The organism is Sphingomonas sp. AP28 (assembly GCF_056680455.1).
The window spans coordinates 263,840-282,418 of sequence record NZ_CM155283.1 but is presented as its reverse complement, the minus strand read 5'-3'; the positions used below and the strand labels follow the sequence as shown (position 1 = coordinate 282,418).

Below are 18,579 nucleotides of genomic sequence, written 5' to 3'. Positions count from 1 at the left end.
GGGGAGAGTATGATGTCGGCAGGGTTTTCCACGTTCACGATCGCGCTGCTGCTGCAATCCGCAGCGACGCCGGTAGCGCAACCGGCACCGGCGTCGGCGGTTGCCCATCCCCAGATCTGGCCGACCGCGAACGCCCGCCCCTCGCGCGACCCGCGGGTCGAGGCGCGGATCGACGCGATCATGAAGCGCATGTCGGTCGAGGACAAGATCGGGCAGCTGATCCAGGTCGACATCGCGAGCATCGAGCCATCGGACCTGCGCACTTACAAGCTCGGATCGATCCTCAACGGCGGCAATGCCGGCCCCGGCGGCAACGATCTCGCTCCCCCGGTCGAATGGCTCAAACTCGCCGATGCGTTCTACGACGCGTCGATGGCGCGCAGCGACGGCCGCCCGGCGATCCCGGTGATCTGGGGTACCGACGCGGTTCACGGCAACAACAATATTCCCGGCGCAACGCTCTTCCCGCACAACATCGGCCTCGGCGCCGCACGCGACCGCGACCTGATGCGCGAGATCGGCCACGTCACCGCGATCGAGACCGCCGCCGCCGGCATCGACTGGACCTTCGCGCCTACGCTGGCGGTGGTTCGCGACGATCGCTGGGGCCGGACGTACGAGAGCTATTCCGAGGAACCGACGATCCAGGCCGATTACGCCGGCGCGGTGATCGAAGGCGTCCAGGGCAAGGTCGGCACCAAGGAGTTTCTCGCGCCCGACCGCGTGATCGCGACGACGAAGCATTTCCTCGGCGACGGCGGTACCGGCGGTCGCGACCAGGGCGACGCGCTGATCCCCGAGACCGCGCTGCGCGACATCCACCTCGGCGGTTATCCCGCGGCGATCGAGGCGGGCACGCAGTCGGTGATGGCGAGCTTCTCGAGCTGGAACGGCGCGAAGATGCACGGCAACAAGAGCCTGCTGACCGGCGTGCTCAAGGATCGCCTCCACTTCGACGGCTTCGTGGTCGGCGACTGGAACGGCCAAGGCCAGGTCGATGGCTGCTCGAACGAGAGCTGCGCCGCCGCGATCAACGCCGGGCTCGACATGTTCATGTATTCGGGCAGCGGATGGAAGACGCTCTACGCCAACACGCTGAAGCAGGCACAGTCGGGCGAGATCTCCGCCCCGCGCCTCGACGACGCGGTTCGCCGCATCCTGCGCGTGAAGATTCGCGCGGGCACGTTCGATCGCGGCCGCCCGTCGTCGCGCGCGCTCGCCGGCAAGATGAACCTGATCGGTGCGGCCGACCACCGGGCGATCGCCCGCCGCGCGGCACGGGAGTCGATGGTGCTGCTCAAGAACGAGGGCAGTCTGCTCCCGCTGAAGCCCTCGGCCAACATCCTCGTCGCTGGCGGCGGCGCGGACAACATTCCGCAACAGGCCGGCGGCTGGTCGCTGACATGGCAGGGCGGCGGGACCACCAACGCGAACTTCCCCAATGCCGAAACGATCTGGTCGGGCATCAGCACCGCGGTCAAGGCGGCCGGCGGCACCGCGACGCTGTCGGCGGACGGCAGCTTCGCCAAGAAGCCCGATGCGGCGATCGTCGTGTTCGGCGAACAGCCCTATGCCGAGTTCAAGGGCGACCGTCCCAACCTCGAATACAGCCCCGAGGACAAGTCCGACCTCGACCTGTTGCGCAAGCTCAAGGCGGCGGGCGTTCCCGTCGTCGCGGTATTCCTGTCGGGCCGCCCGCTTTGGGTGAATGCCGAGTTGAACGCCTCCGATGCGTTCGTCGCGGCGTTTCTGCCGGGCAGCGAAGGCGGCGGCATCGCCGACGTGCTGCTGCGCAAGAAGGACGGCAGCGTCGCCAACGACTTCCGCGGCAAGTTGAGCTTTTCCTGGCCGAAGCGACCCGACCAGTATGTGCTGAACCGCTCCGACCCCGGCTACGACCCGCTCTTCGCATTCGGCTACGGCCTGAGCTACGCCAAGCCCGGCTCGGTCCCGAAGCTCGACGAAACCCGCCCCGCCGGCATGGCCGCATCGTCGAACGGCACGATCTTCGGCAAGGGCCGCGTACCCGAGGGCTGGTCGCTGACTTTAGTCGAGCAGGACCAGTCGAAGGTTCGCTTGCTCGGCGTCAACGCGACGACCGCGACCAAGCGCCTCACCGCCTCCGCCGTCGACCGCCGCCGTCAGGAAGACGCGCGCGCGCTCGTTTGGGCGGGCGGGGCTGCCGATGCTCGGGTCGAAGCGTCCGGTCCGCTCGACCTGACACGCGAGAGCAATGGTGAACTGAGCCTTGTCGTCGACGTCCGCGTCGATCGCGCCGGTAGCGCACCCGTCGGGCTCGGTATGGTCAGTAACGACGGAAAGGCCGTCACAGTCCCGATCACCAGGACGCTCGCGGCTGGCAAGCGCGGCGAGTGGCAGCAGGTGATCGTCCCGCTGCAATGCTTCGCCAAGCGCGGCATCGACATGGCGCACGTCACCGCACCGTTCGTGATCGCCACCGACGGCAAGCTCGGCCTGTCGATTTCCGACGTGAAGATCGACTCCGCTCCCGTACCGATGACGAAGTGCGGCGATTGAGCCAGCTCCTACTCGGTGCGGCGGCCGTCCTGCTGACGACCGCCGCCACGCAAGCTCCGCCCGCGGCGATCAGGATCGACCAGGCAGGGTTCGAGACGTGCGGCCCCAAGATCGCGGTCCTGCCATCGACGCAGGCCAGGGCGCTTGCGTGGACGCTCACCGACGCGCGCGGCAAGACCGCCGCGTCGGGCCAGACGATACCGGTAGGTGCCGACGCAGCATCGGGCGAAAGCGTCCACCGGATCGACTTCGGCAGCTTCAGGACGTCCGGCACCGGCTATCGCCTGCACGTCGGCGCAACCGCCAGCCACCCCTTCGCGATCGCAGACCGTCCGTTCGCGCCTGTCGCGACCGCAGCGATGTCGTTCTTCTACCAGCAGCGTAGCGGCGTGCCGATCCTGCCCGCGTTTGTCGAACGCAGTTACCTTGCCCGCCCTGCGGGTCATGCCCCCGACATCGCGACCTGTTTCGCCGGCGTCGACCAGAAGGGCGTGAAATGGCCTGGTTGCGGCTATAAGCTCGACGCGACCGGCGGCTGGTACGACGCCGGCGACCACGGCAAATACGTCGTCAACGGCGGGGTCTCGACCTGGACCTTGCTAGACCTCCACGAGCGCCTGGCCGCGTTCGGTGACGCCAACGCTTTCGCCGACGGTCGTCTCCCGCTGCCCGAACGTACCAACGGCAAGGACGATTTGCTCGACGAGGCGCGCGTCGAAGTCGCCTTCCTGCTCGCCATGCAGATTCCCGATGGCACCAAGCTCGCCATTGCCCCGGACGCGGGCGTCGCTGGCAAGGCCATCACCCGGTTCGAGACGATCGACGCAAGCGGGCTGGTCCACACCAAGATCGCCGACGAGAGCTGGACGGGCATCCCGACCGCGCCGGTCGACGATCACCAGACGCGGTTCCTCTATCCGCCCTCGACTGCGGCGACGCTCAACATGGTCGGCGTCGCGGCGCAGTGTGCGCGGATCTGGCGCACGATCGACCCCGCCTTCGCCACCAAATGCCTCACCGCGGCACGGCGCGGCTGGGCTGCGGCACTTCGTCACCCGAACCTGCTCACCAGTTCGGACTTCACCGGCAGTGGCGGCTACGGCGACCCGGATGTCCGCGACGAGTTCACCTTCGCTGCCGCGCAACTCTACGCAACCACCAAGGAACCGGTTTTCCTCGATCGCCTGCGCAAGGACGGGATCTTCACCGATCCCGGCACGGATATTGGCTGGGGCTCGCTCAAGCTGGCGGGCGCGCTGACGCTGGCGACGGTCCCCGGCGACCTACCGGCCGATGATCGCGCCACGCTCCGCAGCCGGATCACCGCACTGGCCGACGGCTTTGTCGCCGAAGGCAATCGCAGCGGCTACGGCATACCCTTTGGCGGCACCAACTACCCGTGGGGCTCGAGCAGTTCGATCCTCAATCGCGCGATCTTGCTGGGCGTCGCGTGGCAGATCGACCGCAAGCCAGCCTATCGCGACGCGGTCGTGGCGAGCCTCGACTATATCCTCGGCCGCAATCCGCTCGACCGGTCCTACGTCACCGGCATCGGCACGCGCCCGGTGCAGCATCCGCACCACCGCTTCTGGGCCGCCGCGGCGGACAAGCGCTACCCGGCACCCCCTACCGGCGTGCTGTCGGGTGGCCCCAATTCCGCGGCGGCGAACGAACCCGGTCCGATGAAGGGTTGCGCACCGCAAACCTGCTGGATCGACGATTACCGCGCGTTCACCGTCAACGAGGTCGCGATCAACTGGAACGCGCCGCTCGTCTGGACCGCCGCGTTCCTGGACGCGACGCGGGGGCGCTAGAGGCGTTCAAGCGTCCGCGCGAGGTATCCGCGGATCGCGTCGGTCCGCTCCGGCGACGGGCTTCCTAGCACGCCGCGCATCGCTTCGGGCAGATGCGCGGCCGCGTCCTGCGCCGCGTCTCCGAACACGTATTGATCGAACCACCCCCGCACCGCCGCGCGCTCACCCGCCGGCAGGTCGCGGATCGCGAGGATCGCGTGGATCAGCGCGGGGAACGGCGAAGCCGCGCCCGCCTGTCCCCACCAGTAATTGACGAGCACGTTGAACCGCCCGAGCGCCTTCACGTCGTGCCACCACATCGACGGTATGAAGATCGCATCGCCCGGCTCCAGCACAGTCACCTGCATCTGCGCGAGCGCCTCGGCGAACCGGGGGTAACGATCCAGATCGGGCGCCTCGAGATCGACCAGGCTGACCGGCTGGCCGGCGATCGTCACGTCGAGCGGCCCGACATACAGGTTCGGCCCCTGCTCGGGCGGGAACAGGCAAAACCGCCGCCGCCCCGCGACCACGACCGCGACATTGCTGGACACGTCGTAATGCGTCGACACGCGGCTTTCGTTACCGATCCACACCCGCGGCACCGCATCGGGCGTGGGCAGCGGCAACACGTTCGCCTCCGCCCAGCCCGGCAAAAACTCGCCGGCCGCAGCCGCCCCGGCATAGATTGCCGGCGCACCGGGCACTCCCTGCAACGCGATCAACTGGTCGACCAGCGTCGGGATCGGCGCCTTGGCACGCTCGAAATTGAAGCCGATCAGGTCGTCGTTGTAGAAGAACCGCCCGCGCACGTCGCTCTGCGCGACCATGACGTCGGCCGAGCGCCCGCCATCGAACGACACGATATGCTCGCCGATCGCACGATCGGACTTGCGCGCAGCCAGGACCGCGGGCCAGTCCGCCGCCAGTCCGCGCATCACCACCGGGCGATAGCCATGCGCAATCTCGGCTTCGAACCGCGCCGCGTCGATCGGGCCGGTTTCGGCAACCGGGAGGCCAGAGATCTCACTCATCGCGTGCGTGTAATCCCTGGCCTCGTATCCCGCTACCTTAGCCCGCTACCTCAGAAGGTCATGCGCGCCGAGAGCGTGTACGACCGATCGTTCTTGAAGAAACTGCGCGGCGCCTCGAGCCCTGCACCGTTCAGCAGGAAGTTGGTCTTGGTCGTTTCGTCGAGCAGGTTCGACGCGGTCACGCCCAGCTTGAAATGCTCGTTCACCGTCACGAACGCCGATGCGTCGAGCTGTCCGGTCGGCAGCGCGTAGACCGGCAGGAACGGGAAACAACAATCGCGGTTGGTGAGCAGGAACTTCGAGCGCCAGCTATACGCGACACGGGCATAGAACGGACCCTTGTCGTAGAAGCCGGCAACATTGACGGTATGCTTCGACAGCCCCTGCAGCGGGAGGTTGTCGTAGAGACCAGCGACGTCCTGCGGCGGACGGCTGCCATCCGCGGCGCCGTTGGCAGGCACCGGGTTGGGGATCTTGCCCGCCTTCACGAAGGTGTAGTTCGCCTGCATGCCGAGGCCGCTGAGCACACCGGGTAAGAAGTCGAAGGTCTGCTGGTACGCGATTTCCGCACCCTTGATCCGCGACTTGCCGTTGACGTTGGCGGGGCCATTGACCTGCACATCGAACGTCTGGCCGTTGTTAGTCAGCGTGCGCGTGTAGCCGAGATTGTCGACGATGATGTTCGACAGCGTCTTGTGGAACACGGTGGCGGTCAGCGAGCCGACCTTCGAGAAATACCATTCGCTGGTCAGGTCGAACTGCAACGCCTCGACCGGCCGGAGATACGGGTTCCGCGACGACGCCGAGAACTGGTAGTTGCCCGCGGTGTTACCCGACGAGACACCGACGCCCACGAAGTTGCGCAGGTCGCCGAAGTTCGGACGCGAGATCGCCTTCGATCCGGCGGCGCGGAACAGCAAGTTCGGCGTGACCTGCAGCTTCACGTTCGCGCTCGGCAGCCAGAAGTTGAACTTCTGCTTGGCGACGTCGGGGGTCGATCCGGAGTTCGCATAAGCAAGGATTGCCGCCTGCTGAGTCGCGGACACGGTGCAGATGGCGTTGATCGTGCCCGACGCAGGCGGCTTGTCACGCTGCGACTGGCAGAACCCTGCCAGCGTCTTGGGATACGCGCCGCCGGTCGGCGTGGCCGGCAGATTGGACGCATCGAAGATGCTGCTCTGATTCGGGAAGGTGATCGCGCCGTCCGAGCTGTCCTTGGTGTTGACGAAGCGCACACCCACGTTGCCGGTCAGGCTCATGCCGTTGCCAAAATCGTCGACACCGAAATCGGCGCGGACATAGGCGGACTTGGTCTGCTCGCGGTTACGATAGAGCTCGCTGTTCAGATACGCGCCATCGTTCAGCGGGCTGCCATCGCCGTTCTTGCGATCTTCCAATGCCGTGTATCCGCCGCCACCCAACGCAGTGATCTTGCGCAGCAGGTCAGTGAACGCGTCGTGATCACGCAGAATATCGTCCGCGACGAACGTCGCGCTCGGTGGCATGTTGGTCTGCCCACGGAAGAAGTTCGAGAAGCTGTGCAGCGTCTGCTCGTCCTGACCGAGCGCTGCGTAGCTTACCGGACCCTTTGCGGCCCACGTTTCCGACAGATAGCCCCAGTTATTGTAATCGGCCGAGCGCACCAACTGCTTGCGGTCGGCATAGCGGCCGCCGACGCGGACGTTGCGCAGGAACGCGGTGTCGCTGACGTCGAACTGTGCGTCGCCGCGGAAGGCCCATTCGTGCCCTTCGTTATCCTGACGGCCATTGAAGGCGTCGCGGAAATAGATCGAGTTCGGGTTGGCGAAATAGCTTGTCGTGTTGAAACCCGGCGTGATCGAGGTGATCTGCGGGATCTTGCCGCGCAGGTCGATCGCGGTCTGGCTGAACGTCGCGGTGTCGAGGATGTCGTCGCGCACCTTCACCTTCGACGTCGCATACTGCCCGTCGAAATTCAGGTGCAGGCGGTCGACCGGCTCGAACTTGATGTTCAGCGACTGATCCTGCGAGATCGACTTCGAAAAGAAGTGACGATTGGACTCGGTCGTGAACACGCCGTTCGGCGCAAACTGACTGAGCACGCCGTAGCCGTTCGGGCCATTGCCCTGCACCGCGCCGGAACGCTTACCAAGCGTACCGCTCGTGAAAACTCCGTTGTCGTCGTACGTAAAATCCGTACCACCGACCGGGAACACCGTGTTCGCGTCGCCATAGTACACGTTCGGCTCGACCGTGTGCTCAAGCCAGTCGTCGGTCGATTCAGCGCGAACGAACTGTGCGGTCACCAGCAGGTTGCCGGAAACGTTCTCATACTGCGCGCCCCCCGAATAGCCGATGCGCGTGCGGTCGAAATCCTGTGTACGTGAGCCAGCGCCCAGTGGCGCGTACACCACGTTGCGACCGGCCGGCAGCGGGAAGGTGTCGAACAGCGTCGACTGGAACGGCGTACCCGCATTCAGCACGCGACCCTCGCCGGCATCCTGGACGCCGTTGCCGTTCTTGTCGTCGTTATAACGCGGCAACATCGACGACACGAACACCGAGTCCGAGCGGCTGTAGAGCTTCTGATAAGTGCCGCTGGCCAGGATGCCGAACCGGCCGGCGCCGCCGAGATCGAACTGCTTCGAGACGAGCCCGACGAACTGCGGTGCGCCGCGCTTCTCGAGGTCGCCGAGGTTCATGCCGGCCGAGAGGAACAGCAGGTCCTTCTTCGAATCGAAGGGTTTGCGCGTGTTGATGTTGACGGTGCCGGCGATGCCGCCCTCGACCAGATCGGCGGTAAGGTTCTTGAACACCTCGACCGAGCCGACGATTTCGGCCGGGATATCGTTGAAGCCAATCTCGCGGCCGCCGCCTGCTGCAAATGCGTCACGACCATTGAACTCGCCGCGGACATAGCTGAGGCCGCGGATCACGACGCCCGAGCCCTGCGCGGAATAGTGAGCCGAGTCGCTCGGCGCTGCGAAGCGACTGATCGAGATGCCGGGCACCCGCTGCAGTGCTTCGTTGACCGAACGATCGGGCAGAGCGCCGATATCTTCGGCGGTAATCGCATCGACGACCGTGTCGGAGTTGCGTTTGATGTTCTGCGCGTTGGCGAGACTCTGGCGGATGCCGGTGACGACGATTTCGCCGCGATCGGTGTCCGGGGTCGGGTTACCGGCGTCCTGCGACGCACCCGATGTGCCCGTGGTGTTGCTGGCCGAACCGGGTGCCGTGCCTGCGGTTGCAGAATCCAGGCTGGCCGAGCCCGACGTCGTGCTGGCAACGCCCGTACCCGCGGGGGCGGGCACCGCCTGCGGATCGGTAGCAGCGGGACCAGCGACTGGATCCGCAACCTGCGCGAATGCCGATGGCGCCATGACGGCGATGGCCAGAACCGAAACGCTTGTCCCGAAAAGACGCGCGGCGCGAGCGATCGCGCGCGTTGATGCAACACCAGCCATGATAAACCCCTAAGCATCCTTCAGCGCGATCGCCGCCGCTTTTCGAGCGGACGATCTATCGCGCATCCCCAGATCGGCGAACGTCCTTCGGCCGCCTTAACAGTGTGTTAGGCAGCTATTTTTTGGACCACAAGGGGAATAAGGCAATTTAATAGTCAGATGTGTGAGACGTTGCCGAAGTGTGGCCAAAGTGTAACAGGCTCGAAACGGCCCTACCGAAACCGAAGCAAAAACGCCGTGACGAGAGGATGACGACGACGATGGATCAGGCGCCAACGAGGGTTGTGGTGGTTGGTGGCGGGACGGCGGGGTGGATGACCGCCGCAGCGCTCGTACGACTCTTGCCGACCGTCTGCACGGTCCATCTCATCGAGTCCGCCGAGATCGGTATTGTCGGCGTCGGCGAAGCAACGCTGCCCCACATCCGCGCATTCGTGGAGCGCCTGGGCCTTGACGAAGCCGACTTCATGCGCGCCACGCACGCGACCTTCAAATTGGGGATCGACTTTCGCGACTTCGGTGCGATCGGCGACAGCTATATCCATCCGTTCGGGACGTTCGGTCGACCACTGAACGATATCGCCTTTCACCATTATTGGCTTCGTCTCGCGGCCGAAGGACGGGCGGCACCGATCGGCGACTATTCGGTCGCGGTTGCCGCTGCAAAGAGGCATCGGTTCTCCATCCCGAACGGGACGCCGGATGATCTCGCGGCGAGCTTCGGCTATGCCTATCAGTTCGATGCGACCTTGTTCGGCCCCTATATGCGTCGCTTCGCCGAAGCGAACGGCGCACGCCGGACGGAAGCGCGGATCATCGGCGTCGAGCAGGACTCGATCAGCGGGAATGTCCGGGCGCTACGTCTCGACACGGGCGAGACTGTCGAAGGCGATCTGTTCGTCGATTGCTCGGGCTTCCGGAGCCTGTTGCTGGGTGACGCGATGGCCGAACCCTGGGAGGACTGGTCGCGCTGGTTGCCCTGCGACCGCGCCGTGGCAATGCCCTGTGCGTCGCCCGACGGACCTATCGAACCCTATACGCGCGCGACGGCGAAACCGGCGGGCTGGCAATGGCGGATCCCGCTCCAGCACCGAGTCGGCAACGGCTACGTCTATTCGAGCGCACACATCTCGGATGACGCTGCGGCCGATGCATTGGTTGCATCGGTCGAGGGCGCGCCGCTTGCCGATCCGCGGTTCCTGAAATTTCGTGCCGGCCGTCGCGCCAACAGCTGGGTCGGCAACGTTGTCGCAATCGGACTGGCCTCCGGATTCCTCGAACCGCTTGAGTCGACCAGTATCTATCTGGCGCAGATGGCGATCACGCAACTCGTCGAGCTGTTCCCGCAAAGGGCGGGATCGCAGGGCATCTCCGCCATCGACCGGACCGAGTTCAATCGGATGGTCGATATGGAGTATGACCGCATCCGCGACTTCCTGATTTTGCATTATCACGCCACGACCCGCGACGACTCAGACTTCTGGAACCATGTCCGGACGATGGATGTCCCCATAACCCTCGCCGACAAGATGGAGCTGTTCCGCAGCTCTGGCCGCGTGGCGCAGTATAGCGAGGGACTGTTTCTCGAGCCGAGCTGGATCGCTGTGTATCTGGGCCAGGGGATCATACCGCGGAGCTGGGATCAGCGTGCCGATCGTCCCGGGCTCGACGGTCTCGATCGGGCCGTTACCAACTTGCGGGACCATGTCGCTGCCACCGTGACGGCGATGCCCGACCATGCCGCCTACATCGCGCGCCGTCACGCGACCGTTGCTGCGTGACCGGCCGTACACCCATCGCCAGCATTGCCGTACTCGGTGCCGGCCTCGTCGGCCTGTCCGCCGCGATAGCGTTCGCGCGCGCGCTGCCCGGCCTGACGGTGACGATAATCGAGACCCCGGACGATCCCACGTCGCTGACGGACCGCCTGCCTGGTACGATGCCTTCTATCGCCGAGTTTCACGACCGGATCGGTCTGCGCGAACGCGATGTGCTGGCGGCAGGCGCGTCCCACCGGATCGGCACGCGCTTATCGGACTGGACGTCCGACGGAACACCGTTCGTGCTGGCGCATGGCGAGCGCGGCGGTGCGATCGGTCCGGGTCCTTTTCATCAGCATTGGCTGAACGCGCGACGCAAGGGCAAGGTCGCAGCGTTCGATGCCTTCTCCGTCCCTGCGGTGCTTGGTGCTGCGGACAAGTTCGTCCATCCGTCCGAGGAGCCGAACGCGCGATTATCGGGCTTCGGTTATGCTTTGCGGCTTGACCCTCCCCGTTACCGCGACCTGTTGCGCGCGCTCGCCCGGCATCTCGGCATCGTTCCCACTCCCGGTATCTTTGCCGCCGTGGAGCGCGCGGCCGACGGCAGCGCCGCAGCGCTCGTCCTCGCCGACGGCCGCCGGATCGTGGCCGACCTCTATCTCGACTGTTCGGGCCCTGTCGCTGCGTTGCGCTCGGCACTGGATACGCAGTGGGACGACTGGCGGACATGGCTGCCCGTCGACCGGCTGTTGTTGGGGACGACGTCGGCGCAACTCCCGACGCCGACAGACGACCTGATTGCCGTGCCAGCGGGCTGGCGGTTCGTGACTCCATTGCGCGATCGGACCCTGACGGGGCTCGCGTTCGCTGCCGATCAGACGCCGGACTCCAGCGCGCGCCGCATTCTGCCTGCAGGTGAGGTGATCGTTCCGATCTCACCCGGCACGCGCCGTGAACCGTGGCGCCACAACGTCCTCGCGTTGGGCGACGCCGCCGTCGTGCTCGACCCGCTCGCCGACGCCAATCTTCATCTTGCACACGCCGCCATCCTGCGCGCGATCCGTTTGCTGCCGGGTGGCGACTTCGCCCCGACCGAGCTTGCCGAGTATAATTTGCACACTCACCGGCAAGCTGAGCGGGTCCGCGACTTCCAGGCAGCCCATTTCCTGTCGACCGGGCGAACGCGTGGCCCGTTCTGGAAAAGGGCATCCCGCCTGCCGCGACCAGCCAGTCTTGCCCACACGTTGGAGCAGTTCGCGCACCGAGGTCGCTTGCCATTCTATGAGGATGAGAGCTTCGACAAGGACGATTGGCACGGGCTGTTGCTGGGCCTCGGCATGATCCCGCGCACGCCCGATCCGATCGCGTCGGCCATCGCGCCCGAAATGATTGCGGGCACGCTGGCGAGGCTCGCCAGCGCAACAGCTACGGTGCCGACGCAGCTGCCCCCCTACCCTGCCTATCTTGCGCAACTGGAGCGCGGACGATGACCGGTGCGAACCTCGGGCCGATACGCAAGGTCGTTATCGTCGGTGGTGGCACGGCCGGCTGGATGGCGGCGGCCGCGGCTGCGCGGTATCTCGACGACGGCCAGCGCCAGGTCGTCCTGATCGAATCCGACGCGATCGGCACGGTTGGCGTCGGCGAGGCGACGATCCCGCCGATCCTAGGGTTCAATGCCCTGATCGGCGTTGACGAACGCGAGTTCGTGCGCGCGACCGGGGCCACCTTCAAGCTCGGTATCGAGTTCGTGGGCTGGGACACGGGCGACGATCGCTACATGCATGCGTTCGGCGGACACGGCCGTGACATCCAGGGACTCGCGTTTCACCAGTTGTGGCTCAAACTGCGCGACTATCCCGGCGTCGGCGGGATCGAAGCATATGCCCCCTCTGCCGTCGCCGCGTATCTCCACAAGTTCGGCCTGCCGACCGGGCAGCAGTCGCAACCGCTTGCCTATGCCTATCATTTCGATGCCGGGCTCTATGCTGCATTCCTGCGCCGTCGTGCTGAAGCCGGGGGCGTTACCCGGATCGAAGGGCGTATCACCGGCGCCGATCGCCATTCCGACACCGGCCATGTCAGTGCGGTTCGACTGGATGACGGCCAATCCATCGATGGCGACCTGTTCATCGACTGTTCGGGGTTCCGCAGCCTGCTGCTCGGCGAAACGATGGGCGTGCCGTTCGAGGACTGGTCGCACTGGCTGCCGTGCGACCGTGCGGTCGCGGTGCCGACCGAACCCAGCAGTCCGCTGCTACCCTACACCCGCGCCACCGCCCGCTCCGCCGGCTGGCAATGGCGCATCCCGCTCCAGCATCGCACTGGCAACGGCCATGTCTATTCCAGCGCGCATATCTCGGACGACGAAGCGACGTCCATGCTGCTCGCCAATCTTGACGCCCGACCGACCGCCGAACCGCGACAACTGCGTTTCAAGGCGGGGCGGCGCACGAAGATGTGGGAAGGCAATGTGGTCGCGCTGGGGCTTGCGGGCGGGTTCCTCGAACCGCTCGAATCGACCAGCATTCACCTGATCCAGACTGGTATCTCCAAGCTGTTCGCATTGTTCCCCGACCGTGGCTTCTCCACCGTCGAACGCGACGAATATAACCGGCTGATGGGCGACGCTTACACGTCGATCCGCGACTTCATCATTTTGCACTATCACGCCACCCGTCGCGACGATTCTGCGTTCTGGCAGCATGCCCGGACAATGCCGATCCCCGACACCCTGACGCGCAAGATCGCGCTGTTCCGCGAAAAAGGCCGTATTTTCCGGTACGACGACGAACTGTTTGGAATTTCTAGCTGGGTGCAGGTGCTACTCGGTCAGAACGTGATCCCCACCGGCTATGATCCTATCGTAGACGCGCTCGATGCGGACCGCGTCGCCGATGCGGTTCGTCAGATCCGAGCCGCGACGTTGCGCGGTGTGCAGGCGTTGCCGGACCATGCCGCGTTCATCGCCAGCCATGCGGCGGCCGGGCGCCAAATCTAATCTGCCAAATGATTTGGCTTTTTCGTCCTCGCGTGCTTTTTGAGGCTTCGATCGCGCAGCCCGGCCACAGATCCGGCTGCCGAAAAGGGGATGACTGATGACCGACCGCTCGATCCGTATCTATGGCGCCACAGCTCTCGCATCGCTGCTTGCCTCGACGGCGATCGCCCAGACTGCCCCGCCTTCACGATTGCCTGCGGGCTACGCTCAGCGCGACCCGGTGCCGTCGCATTGGCCTGTGCAGGTCCGCCAGTCGCTCGGCCAGGTCAGTCCCCAGGATCCGGCTACGCTGCCGCGCAGCCGCGCGCCCTTGTCGAAGCCGATCGCAAAGCCTGTACCCCGCGGCCCCTCACTGGCGCAGCGGTCGCTCGGACTATGGACCATTGCCGGCTGGCGGCTAGCGGAAGCACCCACCGTGCGGGCGGATGGCGCGACGGTGTCCCGCGTCGGCTATGACATGAAATCCTGGTACGTCGCCACCGTGCCCGGCACCGTGCTGACCACGCTCGTCGATCGCGGCGTCTATCCCGACCCCGCGTTCGGGTTGAACAACATGGCGATCCCCGAACGCCTCGCGCGCCAGGACTATTGGTACCGCACCGAAATCGACGTACCCGTAGAGACCGTCGGCAAGCATCTCGAACTGAACTTCAAGGGCGTCAATTATGCCGCCGAGATCTGGCTCAACGGAGACCGTCTGGGGACGATGAAGGGCGCCTTCATCCGTGGCCGGTTCGACGTCACGGGCAAGCTTGCTCCCGGGCGGAACGTCATTGCGGTGAAGGTCTCGCCACCGCCGCATCCCGGGCTCGCGCACGAGGAATCGATGACGGCAGGCGTCGGCGAGAATGGCGGCATGCAAATGCTCGACGGGCCGACCTTCGTCGCGACCGAGGGCTGGGACTGGATCCCGTCGATCCGCGACCGCAACACCGGCCTGTGGCAGGGCGTCGACCTGATCGCGACCGGCCCCGCAGCCCTGGGCGATGCGCAGGTCGTCACGACCTTGCCCAACGCTGACAACAGCGTGGCGAACGTCGAGATCACCGTTCCCGTTCGCAACCTGACCGAGCAGCCGACGACCGCGATCGTTACCGCGAAGTTCGACGACGTGACGGTGACCAAGTCGGTCGCGCTTGCACCGCATGCAAGTGCTGATGTGACGATGGCGCCCGCCGAGTTCCCTGCACTCGCGGTCCGCAATCCAAGGCTGTGGTGGCCGAACGGTTACGGCGCGCCTGCACTCCATGACCTGACGCTCACCAGCACGGTTGGCGGCGCGATATCGGATACCAGGACGCTGCGCTTCGGTATGCGCCAGGTGACATACGAAATCTCGCTGATGGACAAGGACGATCGTCTGCGCCGTGTCGGGATCGACCTGTCCAAGGCGCGCGCGCTCGGTACGCAGATCGTCGACGGCACGCACCAGGGTATCCGACAGACCGAGAATGGCTGGGCCGCGTCGCTAGTCCCCGGCGCGGAAACTTCGCCCGCGGTGACGCAGGTCGCGGGCGATGCCGGCCTTGCGCCCTATCTGCTGATCAAGGTCAACGGCGTGCGGATCGCGGCACGCGGTGGCAATATCGGCATGGACGACTTCATGAAGCGGTCCGAGCGCGCACGTCTGCTGCCGTTCTTCCGCCTGCATCAGGATGCCAATCTCAACATCATCCGCAACTGGGTCGGCCAGAATACCGAGGAAACCTTCTACGATCTCGCCGACGAACACGGTTTGATGATCCTCAACGATTTCTGGGAGTCGACGCAAGATTACAACATCGAGGCGCAGGACGTGCCGCTGTTCGCCGCCAATGCCGAGGACGTGGTCAAGCGCTTCCGCAACCACCCGTCGATCGTCGTCTGGTTCGGCCGCAACGAAGGCGTGCCACAGCCTATCCTGAACGAGGCTCTGCAGGAGATCATCAACCGGAACGACGGAACACGCCTGTATATGGGCTCGTCGAACCGGGTGAACTTGCAAAACAGCGGTCCGTACAACTGGCGTCCCGAAGCCAGCTATTTCACCGAACACGCCAAGGGCTTCTCGGTCGAGCTCGGTACGCCAAGCTTCCCGACCCTGGAGGCGTGGACCCGCGCGATGCCCAAGGCGGATCTCTGGCCGATCGGCGATACATGGGCGTATCACGACTGGCACCAGACCGGGAACGGCGCAGTCAAGACGTACATGGATGCACTGGCGACGCGCTACGGTGCTGGCATCAACCTGCCCGACTTCGAACGCAAGGCGCAGATGATGGAGTATGACTCCTACCGCGCGATCTTCGAAGGGTTCAACGCAGGGTTGTGGACGACCAACAGTGCGCGGATGCTGTGGATGACGCAGGCGGCCTGGCCTTCATCCGCATGGCAGATCTTCTCGTCGGATTACGACACGCACGCCGCGTTCTATGGAACGAAAAAGGCCTCGGAGCCGGTCCATGTTCAGATGAACCTGCCCGATCACAAGGTCGTTTTGGTCAATAACGGCCGAGCGCTCGCGGACGCGGTGGTCCACGCCAAGGTCACGTCGCTCGACAACCGGCTGCTCGCGGAACAGCGCGCGACGCTCAGCGTGGGCGCGGGTCTCGTCGGCGACGCCTTCACGCTCGATCTCGCACCGTTGCTTGCGAAGGGCGTGGTGCTCGTATCGCTCGATGTCACCGACACGGGCGGCAAAATCGTTTCGCGGAACGTCTATTGGCAGGGCGCCGACGATGCAGCTTATCGCGGCATGACGACGATGCCCAAGGTTCGTCTCGCCGCCAGCGCGACCAGTCGTCGTGACGGCGACGAGATCACGACGATCGTCGACCTGTCGAACGCAGGTCCGGTCGCCGCCCTTGCTACGAAGATGACGATGATGAACGGCGACGGCACTCAGGTGCTGCCCGCATATTTCACCGACAATTACGTGTCGTTGCTGCCAGGCACATCACGCCGCATCGAGATCCGCTATCCGGCCTCTGCTGCCAAAGGTCGCACGACCGTCGCATTGCGCGGCTGGAACGTGACACCGACTGCCGTGACGGTGCGCTAATGAGGATTTTTTTCGCCCTCTCGCTCCTGTGCACCGCCGCCTCCGTGTCGGCGCAGGACCGTCACCTGGTGTCGCCCGATGGCGCCATCGACGTCACGATCGGCCAGGATGCGACGAGCAAAGGCCCGACCTACGCCATCGCGTTCCGCGGTCGGTCCGTCATCGCGACCTCACCGCTCGGTCTTGCGTTCGAGAGCTATAAAAAGCTTGGCCCGGATACCGCGGTCACTGCCACGACACGGGCGGGCGCAGATACCCGCTATCGCCTGCTGGCGGGCAAGACTGCGCTGGCGCGCGACCATTATAACGAACTCACGCTCGCATTCACCGAAACCGGCGGCGCACGACGTCGGCTGGAAATCGTGTTCCGCGCGTATGACGACGGGGTCGCGTTTCGCTATCGCTTGCCCGTCCAGCCGGGCTTTACCGACCTGCGGCTGGCAGGCGAGCTGACAGAGTTCGCTTTCCCCGCCGATTATCACTGCTGGGGCCTCAACCTTGGTCGGTTCGATACCAGCCACGAAGGCGAATACGACCCGTTGACCGCGTCGCAGGTCCGCCCGCACAACCTGTTCGAGACCCCCGTCACTTGCCGAACGGGTGCCGGCGACACCAGCTTTGCACTGACCGAGGCCGATCTGCGCGACTATGCGGGCTCCTACCTCACCGGTCGCGAGACCGGCGCGCTCGGGTTCACCACCCGGCTGTCGCCGCGACTGGACGATCCCGCGATCGCGGTGAAGGCCGACGTCCGGAATACCGGGCTGACGACGCCGTGGCGCGTCGTGATGCTGGGCGACACCGCCGGCAAACTGATCGAGTCCACGATCCTGACCAACCTCAACCCATCGTCGAAGGGCGATTTTTCGTGGGTGATACCGGGCAAGACGGCGTGGGACTGGTGGAACGGCCCGACGCTGAAGGCACTCCCCGCCGCGGGCATGAACGACGCGACGATCAAGGCCTATATCGATTTCGCCGCGGCCAACGGCCTGCCGTACATGCTGATCGATGACGGCTGGTACGTGAACAGCGGCGGCGGGCCAGTGGTGTATCCGGGTGTCGACATCATGAGTACCGTGCCGGCGATCGACCTGCCAGGCCTCGTCCGGTACGCGGCGGACCGTAAGGTGGGGCTGTGGCTGTGGGCGAACTGGCGCGTGCTGGATGCGAGAATGGACGCGGTATTCGCGCGTTACGCCGCACTCGGGATCAAGGGCTTCAAGGTCGATTTCATGGATCGCAGCGATCAGCAGATCGTCGAGTTCTACCAGCGCATCTTCAAGGCAACCGCGGCGCATCATCTGATGCTGGACCTGCACGGCGCGTATCATCCGACAGGCGCGACGCGCACCTGGCCGCAGTTCCTGACTCAGGAGGGTGTGCTTGGCGCGGAGTATAACAAATGGACGCGGCGGATCACTGCGCGGCACAACGTCACGCTGCCGTTCACACGCGGGCTGGCCGGTCCATACGACTATACACCGGGCGGTTTCCGCAACGCGACACCTGCGACGTTCCGGATCGAACCGCAGACGCCGATGGTCCAGACGACGCGGGGTCACGCGCTGGCGATGTATGTCGTGTTCGACAGTCCCTTCATGGGTGTGTCCGACAGCCCCGACAATTATACGGGCGCGTCGGGGCTCGACTTTCTACGGGCCGTCCCGGCAAGTTGGAACGAGACTCGGGTGGTGTCGGGCGCGATCGGCGAGCAGATCGTGACCGCGCGGCGATCCGGCAAGAACTGGTTTGTGGGGGCGATGACCAACGAAACGCCGCGCGTTCTCGACGTACCGCTTAGCTTCCTTGGCAGCGGCCGGTTTACCGCGACTATCTGGCAGGACGGTTCGACCCCGACCGACGTAATTACCACGACCCGCATCGTCACCGCGCGCGACGCGCTTTCCCTGACCCTCGCAGGATCGGGCGGCGCCGCCATCCGCCTCGTGCCGATCCGATAAGGA

Annotated in this window: 9 protein-coding genes; 7 read left to right on the top strand and 2 right to left on the bottom strand. The window is 65.2% G+C overall.

The genetic code is table 11. The annotated features are described in order from the left end of the window. The first annotated feature begins 12 nt into the window (after positions 1-12). Entirely contained in the window at positions 13-2,538 is a 2,526-nt protein-coding gene (locus AC1MH0_RS01285) for a glycoside hydrolase family 3 protein (RefSeq protein WP_480964347.1), read from the top strand. After that, positions 2,535-4,352 carry a glycoside hydrolase family 9 protein gene (locus tag AC1MH0_RS01280; protein ID WP_480964346.1) on the top strand — a complete coding sequence of 606 codons (1,818 nt, stop codon included), beginning with the start codon at positions 2,535-2,537 and terminating at the stop codon, positions 4,350-4,352. Before AC1MH0_RS01285 ends, AC1MH0_RS01280 begins: the two co-directional genes overlap by 4 nt. Here the strand turns inward: AC1MH0_RS01280 and AC1MH0_RS01275 are convergent. Together AC1MH0_RS01275 and AC1MH0_RS01270 are read right to left on the bottom strand one after the other, a co-directional pair. Continuing rightward, a complete protein-coding gene (locus tag AC1MH0_RS01275; RefSeq protein WP_480964345.1) occupies positions 4,349-5,365 on the bottom strand; it encodes a cupin-like domain-containing protein in 1,017 nt (338 codons plus the stop codon). The two genes, AC1MH0_RS01280 and AC1MH0_RS01275, sit on opposite strands and share 4 nt — an antisense overlap. A gap of 50 nt (positions 5,366-5,415) precedes the next feature. Then, on the bottom strand, positions 5,416-8,811 hold the full coding sequence (locus AC1MH0_RS01270; RefSeq protein ID WP_480964344.1) for a TonB-dependent receptor: 3,396 nt from the start codon (positions 8,809-8,811) through the stop codon (positions 5,416-5,418). A gap of 248 nt (positions 8,812-9,059) precedes the next feature. On the opposite strand from AC1MH0_RS01270, the gene AC1MH0_RS01265 reads away from it, so the two are divergent. From AC1MH0_RS01265 to AC1MH0_RS01245, 5 genes are all read left to right on the top strand, one after another. Continuing rightward, positions 9,060-10,592, top strand: a complete 1,533-nt coding sequence (locus tag AC1MH0_RS01265) for a tryptophan halogenase family protein (RefSeq protein ID WP_480964343.1) — start codon at positions 9,060-9,062, stop codon at positions 10,590-10,592. Then, the gene (locus AC1MH0_RS01260; RefSeq protein ID WP_480964342.1) at positions 10,589-12,061 is read left to right on the top strand and encodes a tryptophan 7-halogenase; all 1,473 of its coding nucleotides are present in this window, start codon (positions 10,589-10,591) and stop codon (positions 12,059-12,061) included. The genes AC1MH0_RS01265 and AC1MH0_RS01260 overlap by 4 nt, the downstream gene beginning before the upstream one ends. Then, positions 12,058-13,572 (top strand): tryptophan halogenase family protein, encoded by a 1,515-nt coding sequence (locus tag AC1MH0_RS01255; protein ID WP_480964341.1) that lies wholly within the window; start codon positions 12,058-12,060, stop codon positions 13,570-13,572. Before AC1MH0_RS01260 ends, AC1MH0_RS01255 begins: the two co-directional genes overlap by 4 nt. Positions 13,573-13,669: 97 nt before the next feature. After that, on the top strand, positions 13,670-16,612 hold the full coding sequence (locus tag AC1MH0_RS01250; RefSeq protein WP_480964340.1) for a glycoside hydrolase family 2 protein: 2,943 nt from the start codon (positions 13,670-13,672) through the stop codon (positions 16,610-16,612). After that, entirely contained in the window at positions 16,612-18,576 is a 1,965-nt protein-coding gene (locus tag AC1MH0_RS01245) for a glycoside hydrolase family 97 protein (RefSeq protein ID WP_480964339.1), read from the top strand. The genes AC1MH0_RS01250 and AC1MH0_RS01245 overlap by 1 nt, the downstream gene beginning before the upstream one ends. Positions 18,577-18,579: the final 3 nt, after the last annotated feature.

Coding starts and splice junctions, on each gene's coding strand:
- AC1MH0_RS01285 (WP_480964347.1), top strand. CDS start 13: ATGTCGGCAGGGTTTTCCACGTTCACGATCGCGCTGCTGCTGCAATCC.
- AC1MH0_RS01275 (WP_480964345.1), bottom strand. CDS start 5,365: ATGAGTGAGATCTCTGGCCTCCCGGTTGCCGAAACCGGCCCGATCGAC.
- AC1MH0_RS01270 (WP_480964344.1), bottom strand. CDS start 8,811: ATGGCTGGTGTTGCATCAACGCGCGCGATCGCTCGCGCCGCGCGTCTT.
- AC1MH0_RS01265 (WP_480964343.1), top strand. CDS start 9,060: ATGACGACGACGATGGATCAGGCGCCAACGAGGGTTGTGGTGGTTGGT.
- AC1MH0_RS01255 (WP_480964341.1), top strand. CDS start 12,058: ATGACCGGTGCGAACCTCGGGCCGATACGCAAGGTCGTTATCGTCGGT.
- AC1MH0_RS01250 (WP_480964340.1), top strand. CDS start 13,670: ATGACCGACCGCTCGATCCGTATCTATGGCGCCACAGCTCTCGCATCG.
- AC1MH0_RS01245 (WP_480964339.1), top strand. CDS start 16,612: ATGAGGATTTTTTTCGCCCTCTCGCTCCTGTGCACCGCCGCCTCCGTG.